This window comes from Amycolatopsis sp. CA-161197, assembly GCF_050942255.1.
GTDB lineage: Bacteria > Actinomycetota > Actinomycetes > Mycobacteriales > Pseudonocardiaceae > Amycolatopsis.
Genome location: NZ_CP192059.1, coordinates 5731394 through 5746981, shown reverse-complemented (window position 1 = coordinate 5746981; position 15588 = coordinate 5731394). Strand labels below are relative to the sequence as shown.

13 protein-coding genes are annotated in these 15588 nt (G+C 72.5%); 9 read left to right on the top strand and 4 right to left on the bottom strand.

Translation table 11 applies throughout. The features are described from left to right. Positions 1–9: 9 nt before the first annotated feature. Together ACQPXB_RS26740 and ACQPXB_RS26735 are read left to right on the top strand one after the other, a co-directional pair. On the top strand, positions 10–690 hold the full coding sequence (locus tag ACQPXB_RS26740; RefSeq protein ID WP_432844846.1) for an SRPBCC family protein: 681 nt from the start codon (positions 10–12) through the stop codon (positions 688–690). Positions 691–781: 91 nt separating this feature from the next. Then, complete coding sequence (locus ACQPXB_RS26735) at positions 782–2149, top strand: uracil-xanthine permease family protein (RefSeq protein WP_432844845.1); 1368 nt, start codon at positions 782–784, stop codon at positions 2147–2149. A 7-nt stretch (positions 2150–2156) separates the two neighbouring features. Here ACQPXB_RS26735 and ACQPXB_RS26730 read toward each other — a convergent pair whose 3' ends face one another. Next, positions 2157–3506, bottom strand: coding sequence for a tannase/feruloyl esterase family alpha/beta hydrolase (locus ACQPXB_RS26730; protein ID WP_432844844.1), 1350 nt, complete (start codon positions 3504–3506; stop codon positions 2157–2159). Between the two features lie 155 nt (positions 3507–3661). Here ACQPXB_RS26730 and ACQPXB_RS26725 point away from each other — a divergent pair, with 155 nt between their 5' ends. The 5 genes from ACQPXB_RS26725 (at position 3662) to ACQPXB_RS26705 (ending at position 9946) form a co-directional block, all read left to right on the top strand. After that, complete coding sequence (locus ACQPXB_RS26725) at positions 3662–4615, top strand: extracellular catalytic domain type 1 short-chain-length polyhydroxyalkanoate depolymerase (RefSeq protein ID WP_432844843.1); 954 nt, start codon at positions 3662–3664, stop codon at positions 4613–4615. A gap of 49 nt (positions 4616–4664) precedes the next feature. Then, positions 4665–5462, top strand: coding sequence for an IclR family transcriptional regulator (locus ACQPXB_RS26720; RefSeq protein WP_366576581.1), 798 nt, complete (start codon positions 4665–4667; stop codon positions 5460–5462). Between the two features lie 84 nt (positions 5463–5546). Then, positions 5547–7151: a thiamine pyrophosphate-dependent enzyme gene (locus ACQPXB_RS26715; protein WP_432844842.1), complete on the top strand. Its 1605-nt coding sequence runs from the start codon at positions 5547–5549 to the stop codon at positions 7149–7151. Next, positions 7148–8626, top strand: a complete 1479-nt coding sequence (locus tag ACQPXB_RS26710) for an aldehyde dehydrogenase family protein (protein ID WP_432844841.1) — start codon at positions 7148–7150, stop codon at positions 8624–8626. Before ACQPXB_RS26715 ends, ACQPXB_RS26710 begins: the two co-directional genes overlap by 4 nt. 42 nt (positions 8627–8668) lie before the next feature. Continuing rightward, positions 8669–9946: an MFS transporter gene (locus tag ACQPXB_RS26705; protein WP_432844840.1), complete on the top strand. Its 1278-nt coding sequence runs from the start codon at positions 8669–8671 to the stop codon at positions 9944–9946. A gap of 10 nt (positions 9947–9956) precedes the next feature. Here the strand turns inward: ACQPXB_RS26705 and ACQPXB_RS26700 are convergent, their stop codons facing one another. Continuing rightward, positions 9957–10871 carry a LysR family transcriptional regulator gene (locus ACQPXB_RS26700; RefSeq protein ID WP_432844839.1) on the bottom strand — a complete coding sequence of 305 codons (915 nt, stop codon included), beginning with the start codon at positions 10869–10871 and terminating at the stop codon, positions 9957–9959. Between the two features lie 93 nt (positions 10872–10964). Between ACQPXB_RS26700 and ACQPXB_RS26695 the strand changes: the two genes are divergently transcribed. Next, positions 10965–12494, top strand: coding sequence for an MBL fold metallo-hydrolase (locus ACQPXB_RS26695; RefSeq protein ID WP_432844838.1), 1530 nt, complete (start codon positions 10965–10967; stop codon positions 12492–12494). A gap of 166 nt (positions 12495–12660) precedes the next feature. After that, positions 12661–14151 carry an alkaline phosphatase family protein gene (locus ACQPXB_RS26690; RefSeq protein ID WP_432844837.1) on the top strand — a complete coding sequence of 497 codons (1491 nt, stop codon included), beginning with the start codon at positions 12661–12663 and terminating at the stop codon, positions 14149–14151. A gap of 15 nt (positions 14152–14166) precedes the next feature. Here ACQPXB_RS26690 and ACQPXB_RS26685 read toward each other — a convergent pair whose 3' ends face one another. Both ACQPXB_RS26685 and ACQPXB_RS26680 read right to left on the bottom strand, forming a co-directional pair. Further along, entirely contained in the window at positions 14167–14565 is a 399-nt protein-coding gene (locus tag ACQPXB_RS26685) for a nuclear transport factor 2 family protein (protein ID WP_366576567.1), read from the bottom strand. Positions 14566–14968: 403 nt separating this feature from the next. Beyond that, positions 14969–15529, bottom strand: a complete 561-nt coding sequence (locus ACQPXB_RS26680; protein WP_432844836.1) for a CHAP domain-containing protein — start codon at positions 15527–15529, stop codon at positions 14969–14971. Positions 15530–15588 lie beyond the last annotated feature (59 nt).

Here is a 15588-nt window from a genome sequence, read left to right as displayed (position 1 = left end):
AGGCACCGCATGCTCATCGAAAACTCCTTCGACGTCGCCGCCGACCCGGACGAGGTCTTCACCTTCCTGCAGGACGCGCACAACGTGGCCGCCTGCTTCCCGGGCGCCGAGCTCGTGGAGGACCTGGGCGACGACTCCTACCGCGGCAAGGTGAAGATCAAGGTCGGCCCGGTCACGGCGGCCTACCAGGGCGTCGCGAAGATCGTCGAGAAGGACGGCGCCGCCCGCGTCGCCGTGCTGGTGGCCGACGGCAAGGACACCCGCGGCGCCGGCACGGCGAAAGCCAAGGCGACCATGCGCGTGACCCCGGCCGACGGGGGAGCGCACGTCGCCCTCGAGACCGACCTGACCATCTCCGGCAAGCTCGCGCAGTTCGGCCGGGGCATCATGTCCGACGTGTCCGGGCGGATGGTCGGCGAGCTGGCTTCGCGGGTGCGGCAGCGGATCGAGGCCGGGGAAGAAGCCCCGGCCCCGGCTGCCGCTCCCACCCCGGCGGTCAACGGTTCGGCCGCTCCGGCCGCGGCGGCTGCGGCTTCCGCCACGACCGCCACGGCGACCGCGACCCCGCCCCGTCCCGCTCCCCGGTTCGACGACGCACCGCCGATGAAGGCGTCGGTGCTGATCCGCATCGTGCTCGCCGGCTACCTCGAACGGTGGGCCGCGCGCCTGCGCAAGTCCACCGAAGCCTGACCCGTCCCTCGTTCGACCGCTCGCCGCTCCGCTCCCCGTCCCCCCGCTCGATGGCCGTCACCGCCGTCCGTCATCGCTTGGAGCTACCTCCATGGCCGTCACCGCCGCCGCCACGGCTCCTGCTGCCACCCCCGAAACCGAACCCGTGCCGATCTTCGACGTCGGGATCGACGACAAGGTCAAGCTCTCGAGTTCGATCGGGCTCGGGGTCCAGAACATCCTCGGCATGGCCGGGCTGCTGATCTTCCCCGCCCTGATCGGCACCGCGTTCAAGCTGTCGGCCACCGACACCGCCTACCTCTACGGCGTCACGTTCATGACGTCCGGGCTCGTGGTGATCCTGCAGTCGGTGTTCCTGCTGCGGCTGCCGATCGTGCAGGGCCCGTACGCGGGTTCGCTGGCCGCGCTGCTGGCCGTGGGCCACGGCAAGGGCGGGCTGGGCGCGGCGTTCGGCTCGATGGTCGTGGCCGGGCTGATCTGGTGCGTGCTCGCCATCCCGATCAAGAAGTACGGGCTGGTCACGTACCTGTCGAAGTTCGTGCGCGACCCGATCATCTGCGGTGTCCTGGTGCTGATCCTCGCCACCCAGCTCACCAGCACCGCGTTGCCGAACGTGCTGGGCACGCCGGGCAGCCCCGGGTTCCCCGGCATGAACCTCGTGTCGGGCCTGGTCACCGCGCTGGTCGTCATCCTGCTCACGTTGCTGCCCAAGGGAACCATCCTGCGCCGCGGTGCCGTGCTGGTCGCGGTGGTCGTCGGCACGGTCGTGTACGCGATCTTCGAGCCGACGCACTTCGCGGGCGTGGTGCACAACGTGGGCTTCACGGTGCCGCGGATCTTCCCGTTCGGCTTCTCGGTCGACGGCGAGCTCGTGCTGATCTTCTTCATCACGCTGTTCCCGGCGATCGCGGAGAGCATCGCGACCTACGACATCGTCGCCGGCTGGGGCGGCCAGGAGCTGTCCGGCTACCGCGTTTCGCAGGGTGTGTTCGGCGAGGTCCTGGGCAGCACCGTCGGCGCGGTCTTCGGCGGCATGTCCACGCTGGCCTACCCGGACAACATCGGCCTGCTGCGCGTGACCAAGGTCGGCTCCCGTTACGTGACGCTGGCGACCGGCGTCATCCTGCTCGTGCTGGGCGGCCTCGGCCCGTTCGACCACCTGCTGCAGGCCGTGCCGCTCCCGGTGCTCGCCGCGGCCGGCACCGTCCTGTTCGGAGTGCTGTTCGCGAGCGCCATCGACGCCCTCTCGGGCGTGCACTGGTCCCGCGACAACCTCATGCTCGCCGGGTTCCCGTTCATCACCGCGATCGGCGGGCTGTTCGTGCCGCCCGCGACGATGAAGGTGCTGCCGCAGGTGGTGCAGCTGATCCTGCAGCAGCCGCTGATCCTCGGCACGGTGCTGCTGCTCCTGATGAAGGCCGGGTACGGCTTGCGCCGCAAGGAGTCCTCGGCTTCCTGACACCCGGTCAGAGTGAGCAGGCGGTGGCCAGCTCCGCGGGAGTCGCACCCGCGGGGCGGGCCACCGTCGCCGAGACCGGCGGCCGCACCCCGCGCAGCCAGCCCGCGAGCGCGGTGAACGCGGTGCGGAAACACGGGGCCATCGGCCGCAGCCGGTCCGGGAACGTATCGACCAGGCCGTCGACGTGGTTGCCGTCCTCGATGCGGTAGTAGCGGTGCAGTGCGCCCCGGCCGGCGTGCTCGACCATGCGGTCGTAGACGTCGGAGTCGCGGCTGATCGGCAGGAGGCTGTCCAGCGTGCCGTGCAGGGTGATCAGCGGCCGGCCGATCCGCCCGGTGAGCGCCACCTTCGCGACCGCCCGGTGGACGGCGGCGGGCCGGGCCGCGTAGTCGTAGTCGGCGTCGCACGCCGGCGTTCCGTTGGGGCAGAACGGGATCCCGGCCGCGAGGGCGCCGTCGAACCCAGGGTCGACCTCGGCGCGGTAGGTGCGCTGCGTCAGATCCCAGTAGACCTGGTCGTGGTAGGGCCACAGGAACTCCGAGCCCGGCGCGAAACCCGCGGCCAGGATCGCCTGGTGCGCCTGGGGATCACCGGACGCGTAGGCGGGGTAGTTCCGCAGGGCGGGCGGCAGGAACGTGAGCAGGTTCGGTCCGTCGGCCGTCCAGAGCGTGCCCTCCCAGTCGACGCCGCCGTCGTAGAGCCACGGCCGGTTCTCCAGCTGCCAGCGCACGAGGTACCCGCCGTTGGACAGCCCGGCCGCGATCGTCCGTGCGGGCGGGCGGCCGTAGTGCCGCGCGGCGGCGAGCTTCGCGGCAACGGTCAGCTGGGTGACGCGATCGTTCCACTCGGCGAGCGCGTCGCCGGGGTTGCGTCCGTCGGAGTAGAAGTCCGTGCCCGTGTTTCCCTTGTCCGTGGCCGCGAACGCGTACCCGGCGACGAGCACCTGGTCGCCGATCGCGCGGTCGTTGGCGTACTGGCGGCGCGTGCCGGGGGAGCCGGAGACCACGAGACCGCCGTTCCAGCGGTCCGGCAGGCGCAGCACGAACTGCGCGTCGTGGTTCCACCCGTGGTTGGTGTTGGTCGTCGACGTGTCGGGGAAGTAGCCGTCGACCTGGACGCCGGGCACGCCGCTCGGCGCGGGGAGCGCGGCCGAGGTCAGGCCCGCCCAGTCCGCCTGGACGGTGTGGCCGGTGGCGAGGGTGCCGGTGGTGGTCAGGTCGGCGAGGCACGCCTGTTCCTGGTGTGCCGCACCGGGAACCCCGACCGGCGTGCACCGGGCCGCGGTCGCCGCAGGTGCCGCGAGGACGGTGCCGGCGAGCAGACCGGCGAGGACGAGGGGGAGCCGCCGCGTACGCATGCCGGAACCGTAGGACTGGACCACCGCGGGCGGTATCCGGCGTGACCACACAATCCGGGCGCGAGTTGTGGTGGTCCGCACCGTGGGAACGCGGAGTGCGGAGTTCCTACGCTGAGCGTGACGGTGCTCACCGAGGTCACGAGGAGGTGGTCGGTGTGCGGAAGGTCCTCACCGGGCTGCTGGTGTCGGCTCTGCTGGTGCTGCTGCCCGGGTTCGCGTCGGCGGCGGCGATCAGGGAGGTCACGGGGTTCGGGGCGAACCCGGGTGCGCTGAAGATGTACGAGTACGTACCCGACGGCCTGCCCGCCGGGCGGCCCGTGGTGGTGGCGTTGCACGGCTGCACGCAGAACGCGACCGGCTACGGCCAGGGCGCCGGCTGGGTCGAGCTGGCCGATCGCTGGCGCTTCGCCCTCGTACTGCCGCAGCAGCAGCTCGCGAACAACATCACCGGCTGCTTCAACTGGTTCCAGCCTTCCGACACCACCCGCGGGTCGGGGGAGGCCGAGTCGATCGCGCAGATGGTGCGCCGCGCGGTCGCGGACACGGGTGCCGACGTGTCACGGGTGTACGTCACCGGCCTGTCCGCGGGCGGGGCGATGACGTCGGTGCTGCTCGCCGCCTACCCGGAGCTGTTCGCCGGCGGTGCGGTGGTGGCCGGTCTGCCGTACGGCTGCGCGTCTTCGGCGCTCGACGCGTACTCGTGCATGTACCCGGGCAAGGACCTCACGCCCGCGCAGTGGGGCGCGAAAGTCCGTGCGGCGTCGGCGTTTTCGGGCCCGCGGCCCACGGTGAGCCTGTGGCAGGGCACGGCGGACTTCACCGTCGCGCCGGTGAACCTGCGTGAGCTCACCGACCAGTGGACGAACGTCGCGGGCGTGGCCGCCACACCGTCCACAACGGACACCGTCGGCGGTTTCCCGCACGCGGTGTACCGGGACGGCTCGGGCCGCGCGGCGGTCGAGACCTACTCGATCACGGGCATGGGCCACGGTCAGCCGGTCGCCCCCGGCACGGGTCCCGACCACTGCGGGCACGCCGGTGCCTACCTCCTCGCCGTGGGCGTGTGCGCGGCGGCGCAGGTCGGGAAGGCGTGGAACCTGGCCTCCTGAGGGGGTACCGGGTCGCCCGCGCTTGCCTCCGGCGCGTCACCGGCGGATGATGGGCGACTCGGTATCCCCGAGGTCAGGGAGGCGCGCGATCGCCGGCAACGCTGCCGAACCCGGGCGCACGGTGCTCAGCCGTGCGTTCGCGATCCTGGACTCGTTCCTCGACGGCCGCCCCGAGCAGACGCACGGTGAGATCACACGGGCCACCGGGTTCGCGCCCGCCACGGTCTACCGGCTGCTCGCGGAGCTCGTCGGCTGGGGCGCGCTCGAACGCACCGGTCGGGGCCGCTACCGCATCGGCCTGCGAATGTGGCAGCTCGGCTCGCAGGCGCCGACCGGGCGGGAGCTGCGCGACGTCGCGCTGCCGTTCCTGCAGGACCTGCTGCAGGTGACCCGCGAGGTCGTGCACCTCGTGGTGCTCGACGAGGGCCGCGCGCTCTACCTCGAAAAACTCGAGGCGCACCCGGACGTGGTGGTCACCTCCCGCGTCGGGAAACGGTTGCCGCTGCACGCGACCGGGCCCGGCAAGGTGCTGCTGGCGCACGCGCCCGCCGAGTGCCTGGACGAGGTGGTGTCGGCCGGCCTGGACCGCCGGGCCAGTGGCACCATCACCGATCCCGCGCAGCTGCGTGGTGTGCTCGCCGAGATCCGCCGTTCCGGCTTCAGCATCTCGCGCGACGAGATGACCGACGGCGCGTCGTCGGTCGCGGCGCCGGTGCGCGGGGTCGCCGACGAGGTCATCGCCGCCATCTCCGTGGTCGTGCCCAGCAGCACGCCGAACCTCTCGCCACTGATCCCGGTGGTCCGGATGGCCGCGCTCGGCGTGTCCCGCGCGATCCAGACGGGGTGAAGTTTTCCGTCCAGTGAGAGCGGGGCTGGGTTTCGCAGGCGGACGTAACGGACACTCCTGAGCCACCCACTCCAGGGAGGTTCCTTGCCCGCCACCGTCCGAGACGCCGCGTTCGACGTCCTGCGCCGCTTCGGCGCGACGACGTTGTTCGCCAACCCCGGCTCGACCGAGATCACGCTGCTCACCGACCTGCCGGGCGACTTCGAGTTCGTGCTGGCGCTGCACGAGGGCTCGGTGGTCGGGATGGCCACGGGCTGGGCGCTCGCCGCGGACCGGCCGGCGGTCGCGATCCTGCACACCACCGCGGGATTGGGTAACGCGGTGGGCGCGCTGGCGACCGCGCGGGTCAACCGGGCGCCCCTGGTCGTCCTCGTGGGGCAGCAGGACCGCCGCCACCTCGCGCTGGAGCCGTTCCTCGCGGGCCACCGGCTCGACGACGTCGCCGCGCCCGCGCCCGTGTGGGTCGGGGAACCGCCGCGGCCGCAGGACGTGCCGGGCGCGCTGGCCCGCGCGTGGCACGAGGCGCGCGACCACCGCGGTCCCGCGCTGGTGATCGTGCCGATGGACGACTGGCTCGCGCCGGCCGCCGACGACGAACCGCTGCCCGCGCCGGCGCGACTGGTCCGGACCACCGCGGCGGAGGTGGAGGTCGTCGCCGAGCTCGAGAAGTTCCTGGCGCAGGCCGAAAAACCGGTGCTCGTGGTCGGGGCCGGCGCGGACGACCCGGAGTCGTGGCACGCGCTGGAAGCGCTCGCGCAGCGGCTTCAGTGTCCGGTGTGGCAGGAGGCGTTCGGCGCCCGTGCGGGGTTCCCGCAGGACCACCCGCAGTTCGCCGGGCACCTGCCCGCGGGCCGCGCGGAGCTGCGCAAGGTGCTGGCCGGCCACGACGCCGTGCTCGCCGTGGGCGCGCCGGTGTTCCGGCAATACCCGCGCGAGCCTGGCCGGCTGATCGGCCCGGGCACGCGGATCGCCGTGGTCACCGACGATCCCGACGAGGCCCACCGCAGCCCGGCCGATCTCGCCGTGCTCGCCCGGCCCGCGGCGGTGTGCGGTCCGCTCGCGCAGCGCCTGCCGGCGCGCCCGACGCCCGCCGAACCACTGGGGCGCACGATCGACCTGCCCGCGCCGCCGACCGTCGGGCTGGCTCCGGAGCACGTGTTCGCCGCGCTGGCCCGGCGGATCCCGCGTGACGCGGTGCTCGTGGAGGAGACGCCGTCGAGCCGGCCGTCGCTGCACGCGCTCGTGCCCGCCCGCGAGCCGCTCGGTTTTCTCAGCGCCGCCATGGGCGGCCTCGGTTTCGCGGTGCCCGCGGCGATCGGCGTGCGGATGGCCCGCCCGGACCGCCCGGTGATCGCGGTCGTCGGCGACGGCTCGTCGCTGTACGCGATCCAGGCGCTGTGGAGCGCCGCCCACTACGGAGTCGGCGTGCTCGTGGTGGTGCTCGCGAACGGCCGGTACGCGATCATGGACGAGCTGGCCGCCCGCCACGGCGAACGGTCGGCCGCGCCCGGCGCCGCGCCGTGGCCCGCGTTCGACGAGATCAGCGTGAGCGGTCTCGCGCGCTCGCTCGGGTGTCCCGCCCGGCGGGTCGAGACCCCCGAGGAACTGGAGTCCGTTTTGGACGAAGCACTGCCCGCACTGGCGCGGGCCACCCGGCCGCTCGTGCTCGACGTGGCGGTGGCGCGGTGAGCGCCCCGGCCGGCGCCCTGCTCGGCGCGGTCCGTTGGCAGGGCAGGATCTTCTCGGGCGGCTGGGTGCCCGGCTCCGGCGGCGAGTACGACTCCGTGGAACCGGCGACGGGCCAGGCGCTCGCGCGCGTCGGCGCCGCCTCGGCCGCCGACGTGCCGAAAGCGGCCGAGACCGCCCGGCGCGCGCAGCAGGAGTGGGCCGCGCTGCCCTACGACCGGCGGGCCCGGGTGCTGCGCCGCGCGGCGCGGCTGTTCGAGGATCACGCGGACGAGATCGACGAGTGGCTCGTGCGCGAGTCCGGGGCCACGCGGCCGTTCGCGCGCTTCCAGACGGTGGCGGTCGCGGCCGAGGAGTGCCACGAAGCCGCGGCGCTGGCGGCCCACCCGTACGGTGAGCTGCTGCGCTCCAGCCAGCCACGGCTGTCGATGGCCCGGCGGGTCCCGGCCGGGGTCGTCGGCGTGATCTCACCGTTCAACGCGCCGGTCATCCTCTCGATCCGCGCGATCGCGCCCGCGCTGGCGCTGGGCAACGCCGTGCTGATGAAGCCCGATCCGCGCACGGCCGTGTGCGGCGGCGTGGTGCTCGCCCGGATCTTCGAGGAGGCGGGCCTGCCGGACGGGCTGTTCCACCTGCTGCCGGGCGGGGCCGACGTCGGCGGCGCCCTCGTGGCGGACCCGCTGGTGCGCGTGATCGCGTTCACCGGCTCCACGCGCGCGGGCCGGCAGATCGCCGCCGCGGCGGGGGAGCGGCTCAAGCGGGTTCACCTGGAACTGGGCGGGAACTCGGCGCTCGTGGTGCTCGACGACGTCGACGTGGAGCAGGCCGTGTCGGTCGGCGCGTTCGGCTCGTTCAACCACTCCGGGCAGATCTGCATGGCCACCAGCCGCCACCTGGTCGCGGAGAAGATCGCCGCCGACTACTCGGCCGCGCTCGCCGAGCACGCCGCCCGCCTGCCCGTGGGCGACCCGGCGCGGGCCGACGTCGCCGTCGGCCCGATCATCGACGCCGGGCAGCGCGACCGCATCCACGAGATCGTGACCAGCAGCGTCGACGCGGGCGCGAAACTCGCCACCGGCGGCACGTTCGAGGGCCTGTTCTACAGCCCGACCGTGCTCACCGATGTCCCGCTCACCGCGCCGGCCTACGCCCAGGAGATCTTCGGCCCGGTGGCCCCGGTCGTGCCGTTCTCCACAGTGGACGAAGCGGTCCGCCTGGCCGGCGGTACCGAATACGGGCTGTCACTGGGCATCCTGACCCGGGACGTCACCCAGGGGCTCGCGCTCGCCGAGCGGATCCCGTCCGGGCTCGTGCACATCAACGACCAGACCGTGAACGACGAGGCGCTCGCGCCGTTCGGCGGGGTCGGCGAGTCGGGCACGGGCTCGCGCCACGGCGGTGCGCAGGCCAACCTGGAGGCGTTCACCGAGACGCAGTGGGTCACCGTGCGCGGTGATCTGCCGCGATATCCCTTCTGACGCACCGTTTCCCCAGTCCCCTCCGACGACGCAGGTGATGACATGACGGTCTCTTCCCCGACTGACCCCCGGGCCCGCTACGCGCGCTGGGTGGCCCCGCTCTGCTGGACGGCGGTGGCGCTCGAAGGGTTCGACCTCGTGGTGCTGGGTGTGGTGCTGCCCGCGCTGCTCAAGGTGCCGAGCTGGGGCCTGGACCCCAACTCGGCCTCGCTGATCTCCGTGGTCGGCCTCCTCGGCGTGGCCGTGGGCGCGCTCGCCATCGGCCCCGTGAGCGACCTGTTCGGCCGCCGCGGCACGATGCTGCTCACGGTCACGAGCTTCTCGCTGTTCACGTTGCTGTGCGCGGTGGTCGACGGCCCCTGGCTGTTCGGGCTGCTGCGTTTCCTCGCCGGCCTCGGCCTCGGTGGTGTGCTGCCGACCGCGCTCGCGCTGATCACCGAGTACGCGCGGGTCGGCCGGGGCGGCAGCTCCACCACGGTCCTCATGACCGGCTACCACGTGGGCGCGGTGCTCACCGCGTTGCTCGGGATCCTCGTGGTGGAGCGGTACGGATGGGAGTGGATGTTCGTGATCGGCGCCGCGCCGGCGGTGATCCTCGTGCCGCTGATGGTGAAGTTCCTGCCAGAGTCGGCCGAGTTCCTCAAGGCGCGCGGCACCCGCGCGGCCCGGCCGCCGCGCGAGCGCAACCCGATCGGCATCCTGTTCCGCCACGGCTACGGGCGCGCGACCATCGCGTTCTGGGTCACGTCGTTCATGGGGCTGCTGCTCGTGTACGGCCTCAACACCTGGCTGCCGCAGATCATGCGGGAGGCCGGCTACGAGCTCGGCGCGGCGCTCGCCCTGCTGCTGGTGCTCAACGTCGGCGCCGTGATCGGCCTGCTGATCGGCGGCCGCGTGGCCGACCGGCTGGGGTACCGGCGGTCCACCATCGTCTGGTTCACCGCGGCGGCCGTGTTCCTCGCGCTGCTGAGCATCAAGCTGCCCGGCTTCAGCGTGTACGTCGGCGTGCTGCTCGCGGGGATCTTCACCTTCAGCGCGCAGGTGCTCGTGTACGTCTACGTCGCCCGCGTCTACCCGGCCGCCGCGCGCGGCACGGCGCTGGGCGCGGCGAGTGGCATCGGCCGCTTCGGCGCGATCTCCGGCCCGCTCGTCACCGGCTTCCTGCTCACGGCCGGGCTCGCGTACCCGTGGGGCTTCTACCTTTTCGCCGTCGTCGCGGCCATCGGCGCGGTCGCGATCACGGTCGTCAACCGCGATCCGGCGCCCGACGCACCGCTGGAGGTGACGGCGGAGGAGGAAGCCTCGACCCGCACCGAGTGACGGGCGGGGGTCAGGCCCGCTCGTCGAGGTCCGTGAGCTGGAGAGCGGCGTCGAGGACCAGGTTCCGCAGCCAGGTGTGCAGCGGGTCGGCGTCGAGCCGCGGGTGCCAGGCCATGCCGTACGCGAAGTCCTCCAGCTCCTCGGGGGCGGCGGCGACGCGCACCTCCCGCTCCGGGACGTGGTCCACGAGGCGGCTCGGCAGGACCCCGATGAGCGGGGTGCCGGGCAGCGCCGCGATCGCCCCGGTGAAGAACGGGACCCGCAGTCCCGGCCGCGTCGTGACGCCGAGCGCCGCGAGCCGGGACTCCGCGAGCATCCTCTCGGCGCCCAGCACCACGACACTGGCGTGCGGGTACGACGCGAGGTCCCGGACGGTGAGGCGGTCGCCCGTCAGCGGGTGATCGCGCGACAGGACGCAGACGAAGCGTTCGGTGAACAGCGGCTGCCAGCGCAGGGGAGCCGGCGGTGGCACGGGCGTGAGGACGAGGTCCGCGCGGCCGTGTTCGAGGTCGTCGAACGACTGCGGCGAGAGCCACGCGGCCTGCACGGAGATCTCCGGCGCCTGCCCGAACACCTCACGGAACAGCCGGTTTCCCAGGACCACGGCCGCGTAGTCGGTGAGCTGCACGCGCACGACGTCGGTCACGGAGGCGGGCGAGAACTCGTCGCCCCGCACGATCGACCGCAGCCGCGGCATCACGAGCGCCAGCTCGCGCTGGATCGTGCGCGCCCGCGGAGTCGGCTCGAAACCCCGGGCCGTGCGCACGAGCAGCTCGTCGCCGAACGTGGCGCGCAGGCGCGTGAGAGTGCGGCTCATCGCCGACTGGCTGAGGTGGATCCGCGCCGCCGCCCGCGTGAGGTGCCGTTCCTCCAGCAGGACCTCCAGGGCCTTCAGGAGGTTGAGGTCCGCGTTCTCGAGTTGCACGTCATGCATGTTAGACCTGAGCACCATGCAGTGGACGCTCGATCGGTCCGGGACGAAGGTGGTGGGGTGCAGCCCGAGAAGAGGACCGGAACGATGACGAAAACCGAACTGGCGACCGCACTCGACCGGCTCGCCGGCGCCCTCGGCGGACGGGCGGCGCTCGAAGCCGTCGCGGTCGAGCGAACGGTGGCCACCGGGTGGCGGCGGCACCCGGGGTGGGGGACCGACCCCGCGAAACCCGAGCTGGTCGCCGACTTCACCGCGACGCTGGAGCTCGACGTGGCCGGGCCGCGGTACCGGTGGGCGCACCAGGCGAAGACGTACCTGGTGCCGACGGAGCTGGACTACGTGGAGACCGGGAACGGCAGCCGCGGCCACGTGTCCGGTGTGGACTTCATGTTCGACACCCGGCCGGTGGACACGGACATTCCCTCCTGGCGGGTCGCCGCACGGTTGCGGCACTTCGACCTGTCCTCACCCCTGCGGCTGGTCCGCAAAATGCTGGCGCCCGGTGCCGACGTGACCGTCGAACAGGCCGGTGCGGACACCGTGCTGACGCTGCGGGAGTTCGGCCGTCCGCCGGTCCGGCTCACCGTGGCGGCGACGGGGCTGCCGGTGTCCGTGGAGGTGACTGAGGAGCACTCGCCGCTCGGCGACGCCGCGGTCCGGGTCGCGTTCGACGACTTCCGCCGGGTTTCGCGGGTGCTGCTGCCCTTCCGCGTGGACATCACGATCGGTGATCTCCACGTCCACAGCGAAACGCGGACGGAAGCGACCGTCGGCGAGTCCGCTGACGACGCGGTTTTCGGGTCAGGGGAAGGGAAAATCGTCGACTCGACCGTGGAGCAGGCGTCCTACGCGCTGAATTCGACCGAGTGGATCATGAACTACGTCTATTCCGGCGTGCGGTTCTACTTCGACCTGCAGACGGCTCCCGTGACACCGGAACCGGTCGATCTCGCGCCCGGGGTGAAGCTGGTGATCGGGCCGAGCCACAACACCCTGGTCGTGGAGCTGCCGGACCGCCTGCTCGCCGTGGAATCGCCGCTGTACGACGACTACAGCCGCGCCGCGCTCGCCCAGGTGAAGCGCGCGTTCCCGGGCAAGCCCCTGCGTGAGCTCGTCTGCACGCACTTCCACTACGACCACGTCGGTGGTGTGCGCGAGTTCGCGGCCGACGGTGACCTGACCGTCCACGTCGGAACGCCGTCGGTGGCGTTCTTCGAGCAGGTGCTGGCCGCACCGCACGAGGTCGACCCGGATCGCCTCGCCGCCGGGCCCGTGACGACGGCCGTGCACGGTATCGACGACACGCTGACCTTCGACACGGCCGGCGGCGGGACCGTCGCGGTCCACCGGATCGTCAGCGACCACGCCGACGACATGGTGATCGTCCACGTGTCGTCGGGCAAACTGGTCTTCAACTCCGACCTCTGGAACCCCACCCCGGTTCCGCCGGCGCCGGGTGACCAGCGCGGCCGCCTGGCCACCCAGCTGTACGACGCCATCCAGGCCCTGGGGCTGGACGTCGACACCGTCGTCGGCGGGCACCGCGGCAGCGACGGGACGACGTGGGCCCACGCGGCGCCCGTCGAGTACCTGAAGCGGGCGGCCGGGTACTGACGGAGTCGTTTGTAGACGGACGCGCCGGCGGGAAGGGACAAATCGCCCGCCGGCGCAGGGGTTCAGCCGAAGTTCAACCGGTGGCCACCGGCGGGATCACCCGGGGCTCAACCGCGGCCGAAAGCCTGTCGGAGCTCCCACCGTGCCCGAAGCCGGAAGGATTCCGATGACCGACGCCCCGGAGAACGACAGAACCGGTCTCACCCGTCGCAGGTTGTTCGGCGCTGCCGCCGCCGGTGGCCTGGCCGCCGCCGCGTCCGTGCTGCCCCCGAACGTCCGCAGCGCGCTCGCGTCACCGCCGCCGGCCGGCGGGCGCTTGCGCGACATCGAGCACGTCGTGCTGCTGATGCAGGAGAACCGCAGCTTCGACCACTACTTCGGCACGCTGTCCGGCGTGCGCGGCTTCGACGACCCGCACGCGCTGCGGCTGCCGGGCGGGCGTTCGGTGTTCCACCAGCCCGACCCCTCGCACCCGGACGGCTACCTGCTGCCGTACCGGCTGAACACGAAGATCACCGCGGCGCAGGCGATCCCGTCCACGAGCCACGCGTGGGGCGTGCAGCACCAGGCGTGGAACGACGGGAAGATGGACAACTGGCTGCCCGCCCACCTCGCGGCCGACGGCGCCACCAACGGTCTTTACACGATGGGCTACTTCACGCGCGAGGACATCCCGTTCCAGTACGCGCTGGCGGACGCGTTCACGATCTGCGACGCCTACCACTGCTCGGTCCTCGGCCCGACCTGGCCCAACCGCTACATGTGGCTGGCCGGCACCATCGACGCGGACGGCGAGTTCGGCGGCCCGTCGCTGGAGACGGGCAACGTGCCGGACGGGCACTTCACGTTCAAGACCTACCCCGAGCGCCTCACGGAAGCCGGGGTGAGCTGGAAGGTCTACCACTCGCCGGGCGGCGCGACCGGGCTCCCGCCGTTCAACGCGATCAAGGCCTACGCCGACGCGCAGCCGGGTTCGCCCCTCTACGAGCAGGCGATCAAGCCGTCGCCCCTCGGCCAGTTCGAGTACGACGCGCTGCACGACCAGCTGCCCACCGTCAGCTGGCTGCTGCCGCCGAGCGCCGCCGACGAGCACCCCGCCCACCTGCCGGCCGCGGGCGCCCAGTTCGTCGCCGGCAAGATCGACGCGATCGCCGCCAACCCGGAGGTCTGGGCCAAGACGGTGTTCATCCTGTCCTACGACGAGAACGACGGCCTGTTCGACCACGTCCTGCCGCCCACCCCGCGCCCGGGCACGCCCGGCGAGTTCGTGTCCGGCACCTCGCCCAGCGGCGTCAAGGGCGGCGGCCTGCCGACGGGACTGGGCTACCGCGTGCCGTGCATCGTCGTCTCGCCGTGGACCGCCGGCGGCTGGGTGAGCTCGGAGCTGTTCGACCACACCTCGCAGCTGCGCCTGCTGGAGAAGGTGACCGGCGTCGCCGAGCCGAACATCAGCGACTGGCGCCGCCGCACCGTCGGCGACCTGACCTCGGTCTTCCGCTTCCACGACGCGACCAAGCACGCGCCGGTCCTCCCCGACACGCAGGGCCAGTACACCCTGGCCCAGTACGAGGTGGCGCAGCTGCCGAAGCCGACCGCGCCCGCCGGTGGGCAGGAAGTGCCGCACCAGGAACGCGGTCACCGCCCGCAGGTGCGCTGACCCCGGGAGTCTCGGTCAGCCGGTGACGGTGTCGCCGTGCCGGTGGGCCACGCGCCACACCCCGTGTTCGCGGCGGTAGACCTGCGTCGCCCGCAGGGTGTAGGTGCGTGGCTCACCGTTCACGGACACCGTGGTGTGCTCGAAGCCCGTGGTGTAGGCCATGTCGCCGACGACATCGCAGGCCAGCACCTCGAAGCGGAAGTCCGTGCAGTCGGAGAAGGTCTCACCCAGAGCCGTGAAGAGGCCGTCGACCTCCCGCCGCCCGCACGCATTGCGCCACGCACCCAGCACACTCACCGGCTCGGCCCGCGACCAGATCGCCCGCCGCGGCGCCGGATCTCCGTTGTGCAGCGCGAACTCCGCGTCGTGCAGCGTGGTCCCGACCCACGCCAGGAACTCGTCGCGATCGCTCATCGCCCCATCGTCCGCCGCAGCGGGCGGGAAAGCACCGGCCCGGATTTCACCCCGGGTCCCGCCGCGGACTCGGCCGGACGGCGGGAAGGCGCCGGCCGGCTTGGGGAAACGCACGCAGAAACATGTGTTGCCGGGCCAACTGAGTGACCAGTTTCGAAGCCAAGCCCCGCCGCCAACCGGCGCGCCGTGGCCAACGGGCGAAGGGTTGCCGGTGCGGTTGTCCACGCGCTGGACAGTGAAGTCGAGAGCCGACAAGGACCCTCCGCCGCTCCGGTACGTCGCTGGTGGGGGGAAGCGCCTAGCCCACGCCGGCTTCGGCAGGCGAGTGGGCCTCGCCCGACGCCCGACGTGGACTCGGCCGGACGGCGGGAAGGCGCCGTCCGGCCGAGGGATCGGGGAGTGCTCAGTTGTAGAAGTGGATGTAGCGGAAGTCGCCCGTGTCGAGGTCGTGGACGAGGTAGTGGCCGTCTCCGGCCCAGTTGTAGTCCTCGACGGTGACGGTGGAGCCGTGGACGCTGTCGACGACGGCGACGTGGCCGTAGCGGCCCGCGTCGGTCTGGGCGATGGAGCCGGGGGTGGGCGTGTTGTCCACGCGGTAGCCGTGTGAGCGGGCGTTGTCGTCCCAGTACTTGGCGTCGCCGTAGTTCGAGGCGCTCTCGCCGTGGCGGTCGATGGTGAACGCGGCCCAGGAGACGCACTCGCGGTTGTACATGTTCCAGTCGTCGACAACGGAGTCCTGCGGGATGTTGCGCCACTTCGCGGGGTAGTTGTCGCCGATGAGGTTGACCTTCGCCGACGGTGCGAGGGTGCCGAGCCGGGCGGCCATCGACATCGGGCGGGCGGCGGCGGTCGCGGTGGCAGGCGCCGCAGGAGCGGCCAGGGCCGGCACGGCGGCCGCCGCGCCGGTGGCCGTGAGCGCGGCCGCGGCGGCGAGGGTGGTCAGGGTCCGGGTGAGACGGCGCATGGCGGTGCCTTTCCGGGGAAACGGGGAACGGGAGGACCGGGAGAATGTTGTGGCGGACG

Bases quoted from the DNA above. Each gene is read 5' to 3' on its own strand.
- ACQPXB_RS26720 (WP_366576581.1), top strand. From the start codon at position 4,665: ATGGGCGACTCGGTATCCCCGAGGTCAGGGAGGCGCGCGATCGCCGGC.
- ACQPXB_RS26735 (WP_432844845.1), top strand. From the start codon at position 782: ATGGCCGTCACCGCCGCCGCCACGGCTCCTGCTGCCACCCCCGAAACC.
- ACQPXB_RS26695 (WP_432844838.1), top strand. From the start codon at position 10,965: ATGACGAAAACCGAACTGGCGACCGCACTCGACCGGCTCGCCGGCGCC.
- ACQPXB_RS26690 (WP_432844837.1), top strand. From the start codon at position 12,661: ATGACCGACGCCCCGGAGAACGACAGAACCGGTCTCACCCGTCGCAGG.
- ACQPXB_RS26685 (WP_366576567.1), bottom strand. From the start codon at position 14,565: ATGAGCGATCGCGACGAGTTCCTGGCGTGGGTCGGGACCACGCTGCAC.
- ACQPXB_RS26730 (WP_432844844.1), bottom strand. From the start codon at position 3,506: ATGCGTACGCGGCGGCTCCCCCTCGTCCTCGCCGGTCTGCTCGCCGGC.
- ACQPXB_RS26740 (WP_432844846.1), top strand. From the start codon at position 10: ATGCTCATCGAAAACTCCTTCGACGTCGCCGCCGACCCGGACGAGGTC.
- ACQPXB_RS26705 (WP_432844840.1), top strand. From the start codon at position 8,669: ATGACGGTCTCTTCCCCGACTGACCCCCGGGCCCGCTACGCGCGCTGG.
- ACQPXB_RS26680 (WP_432844836.1), bottom strand. From the start codon at position 15,529: ATGCGCCGTCTCACCCGGACCCTGACCACCCTCGCCGCCGCGGCCGCG.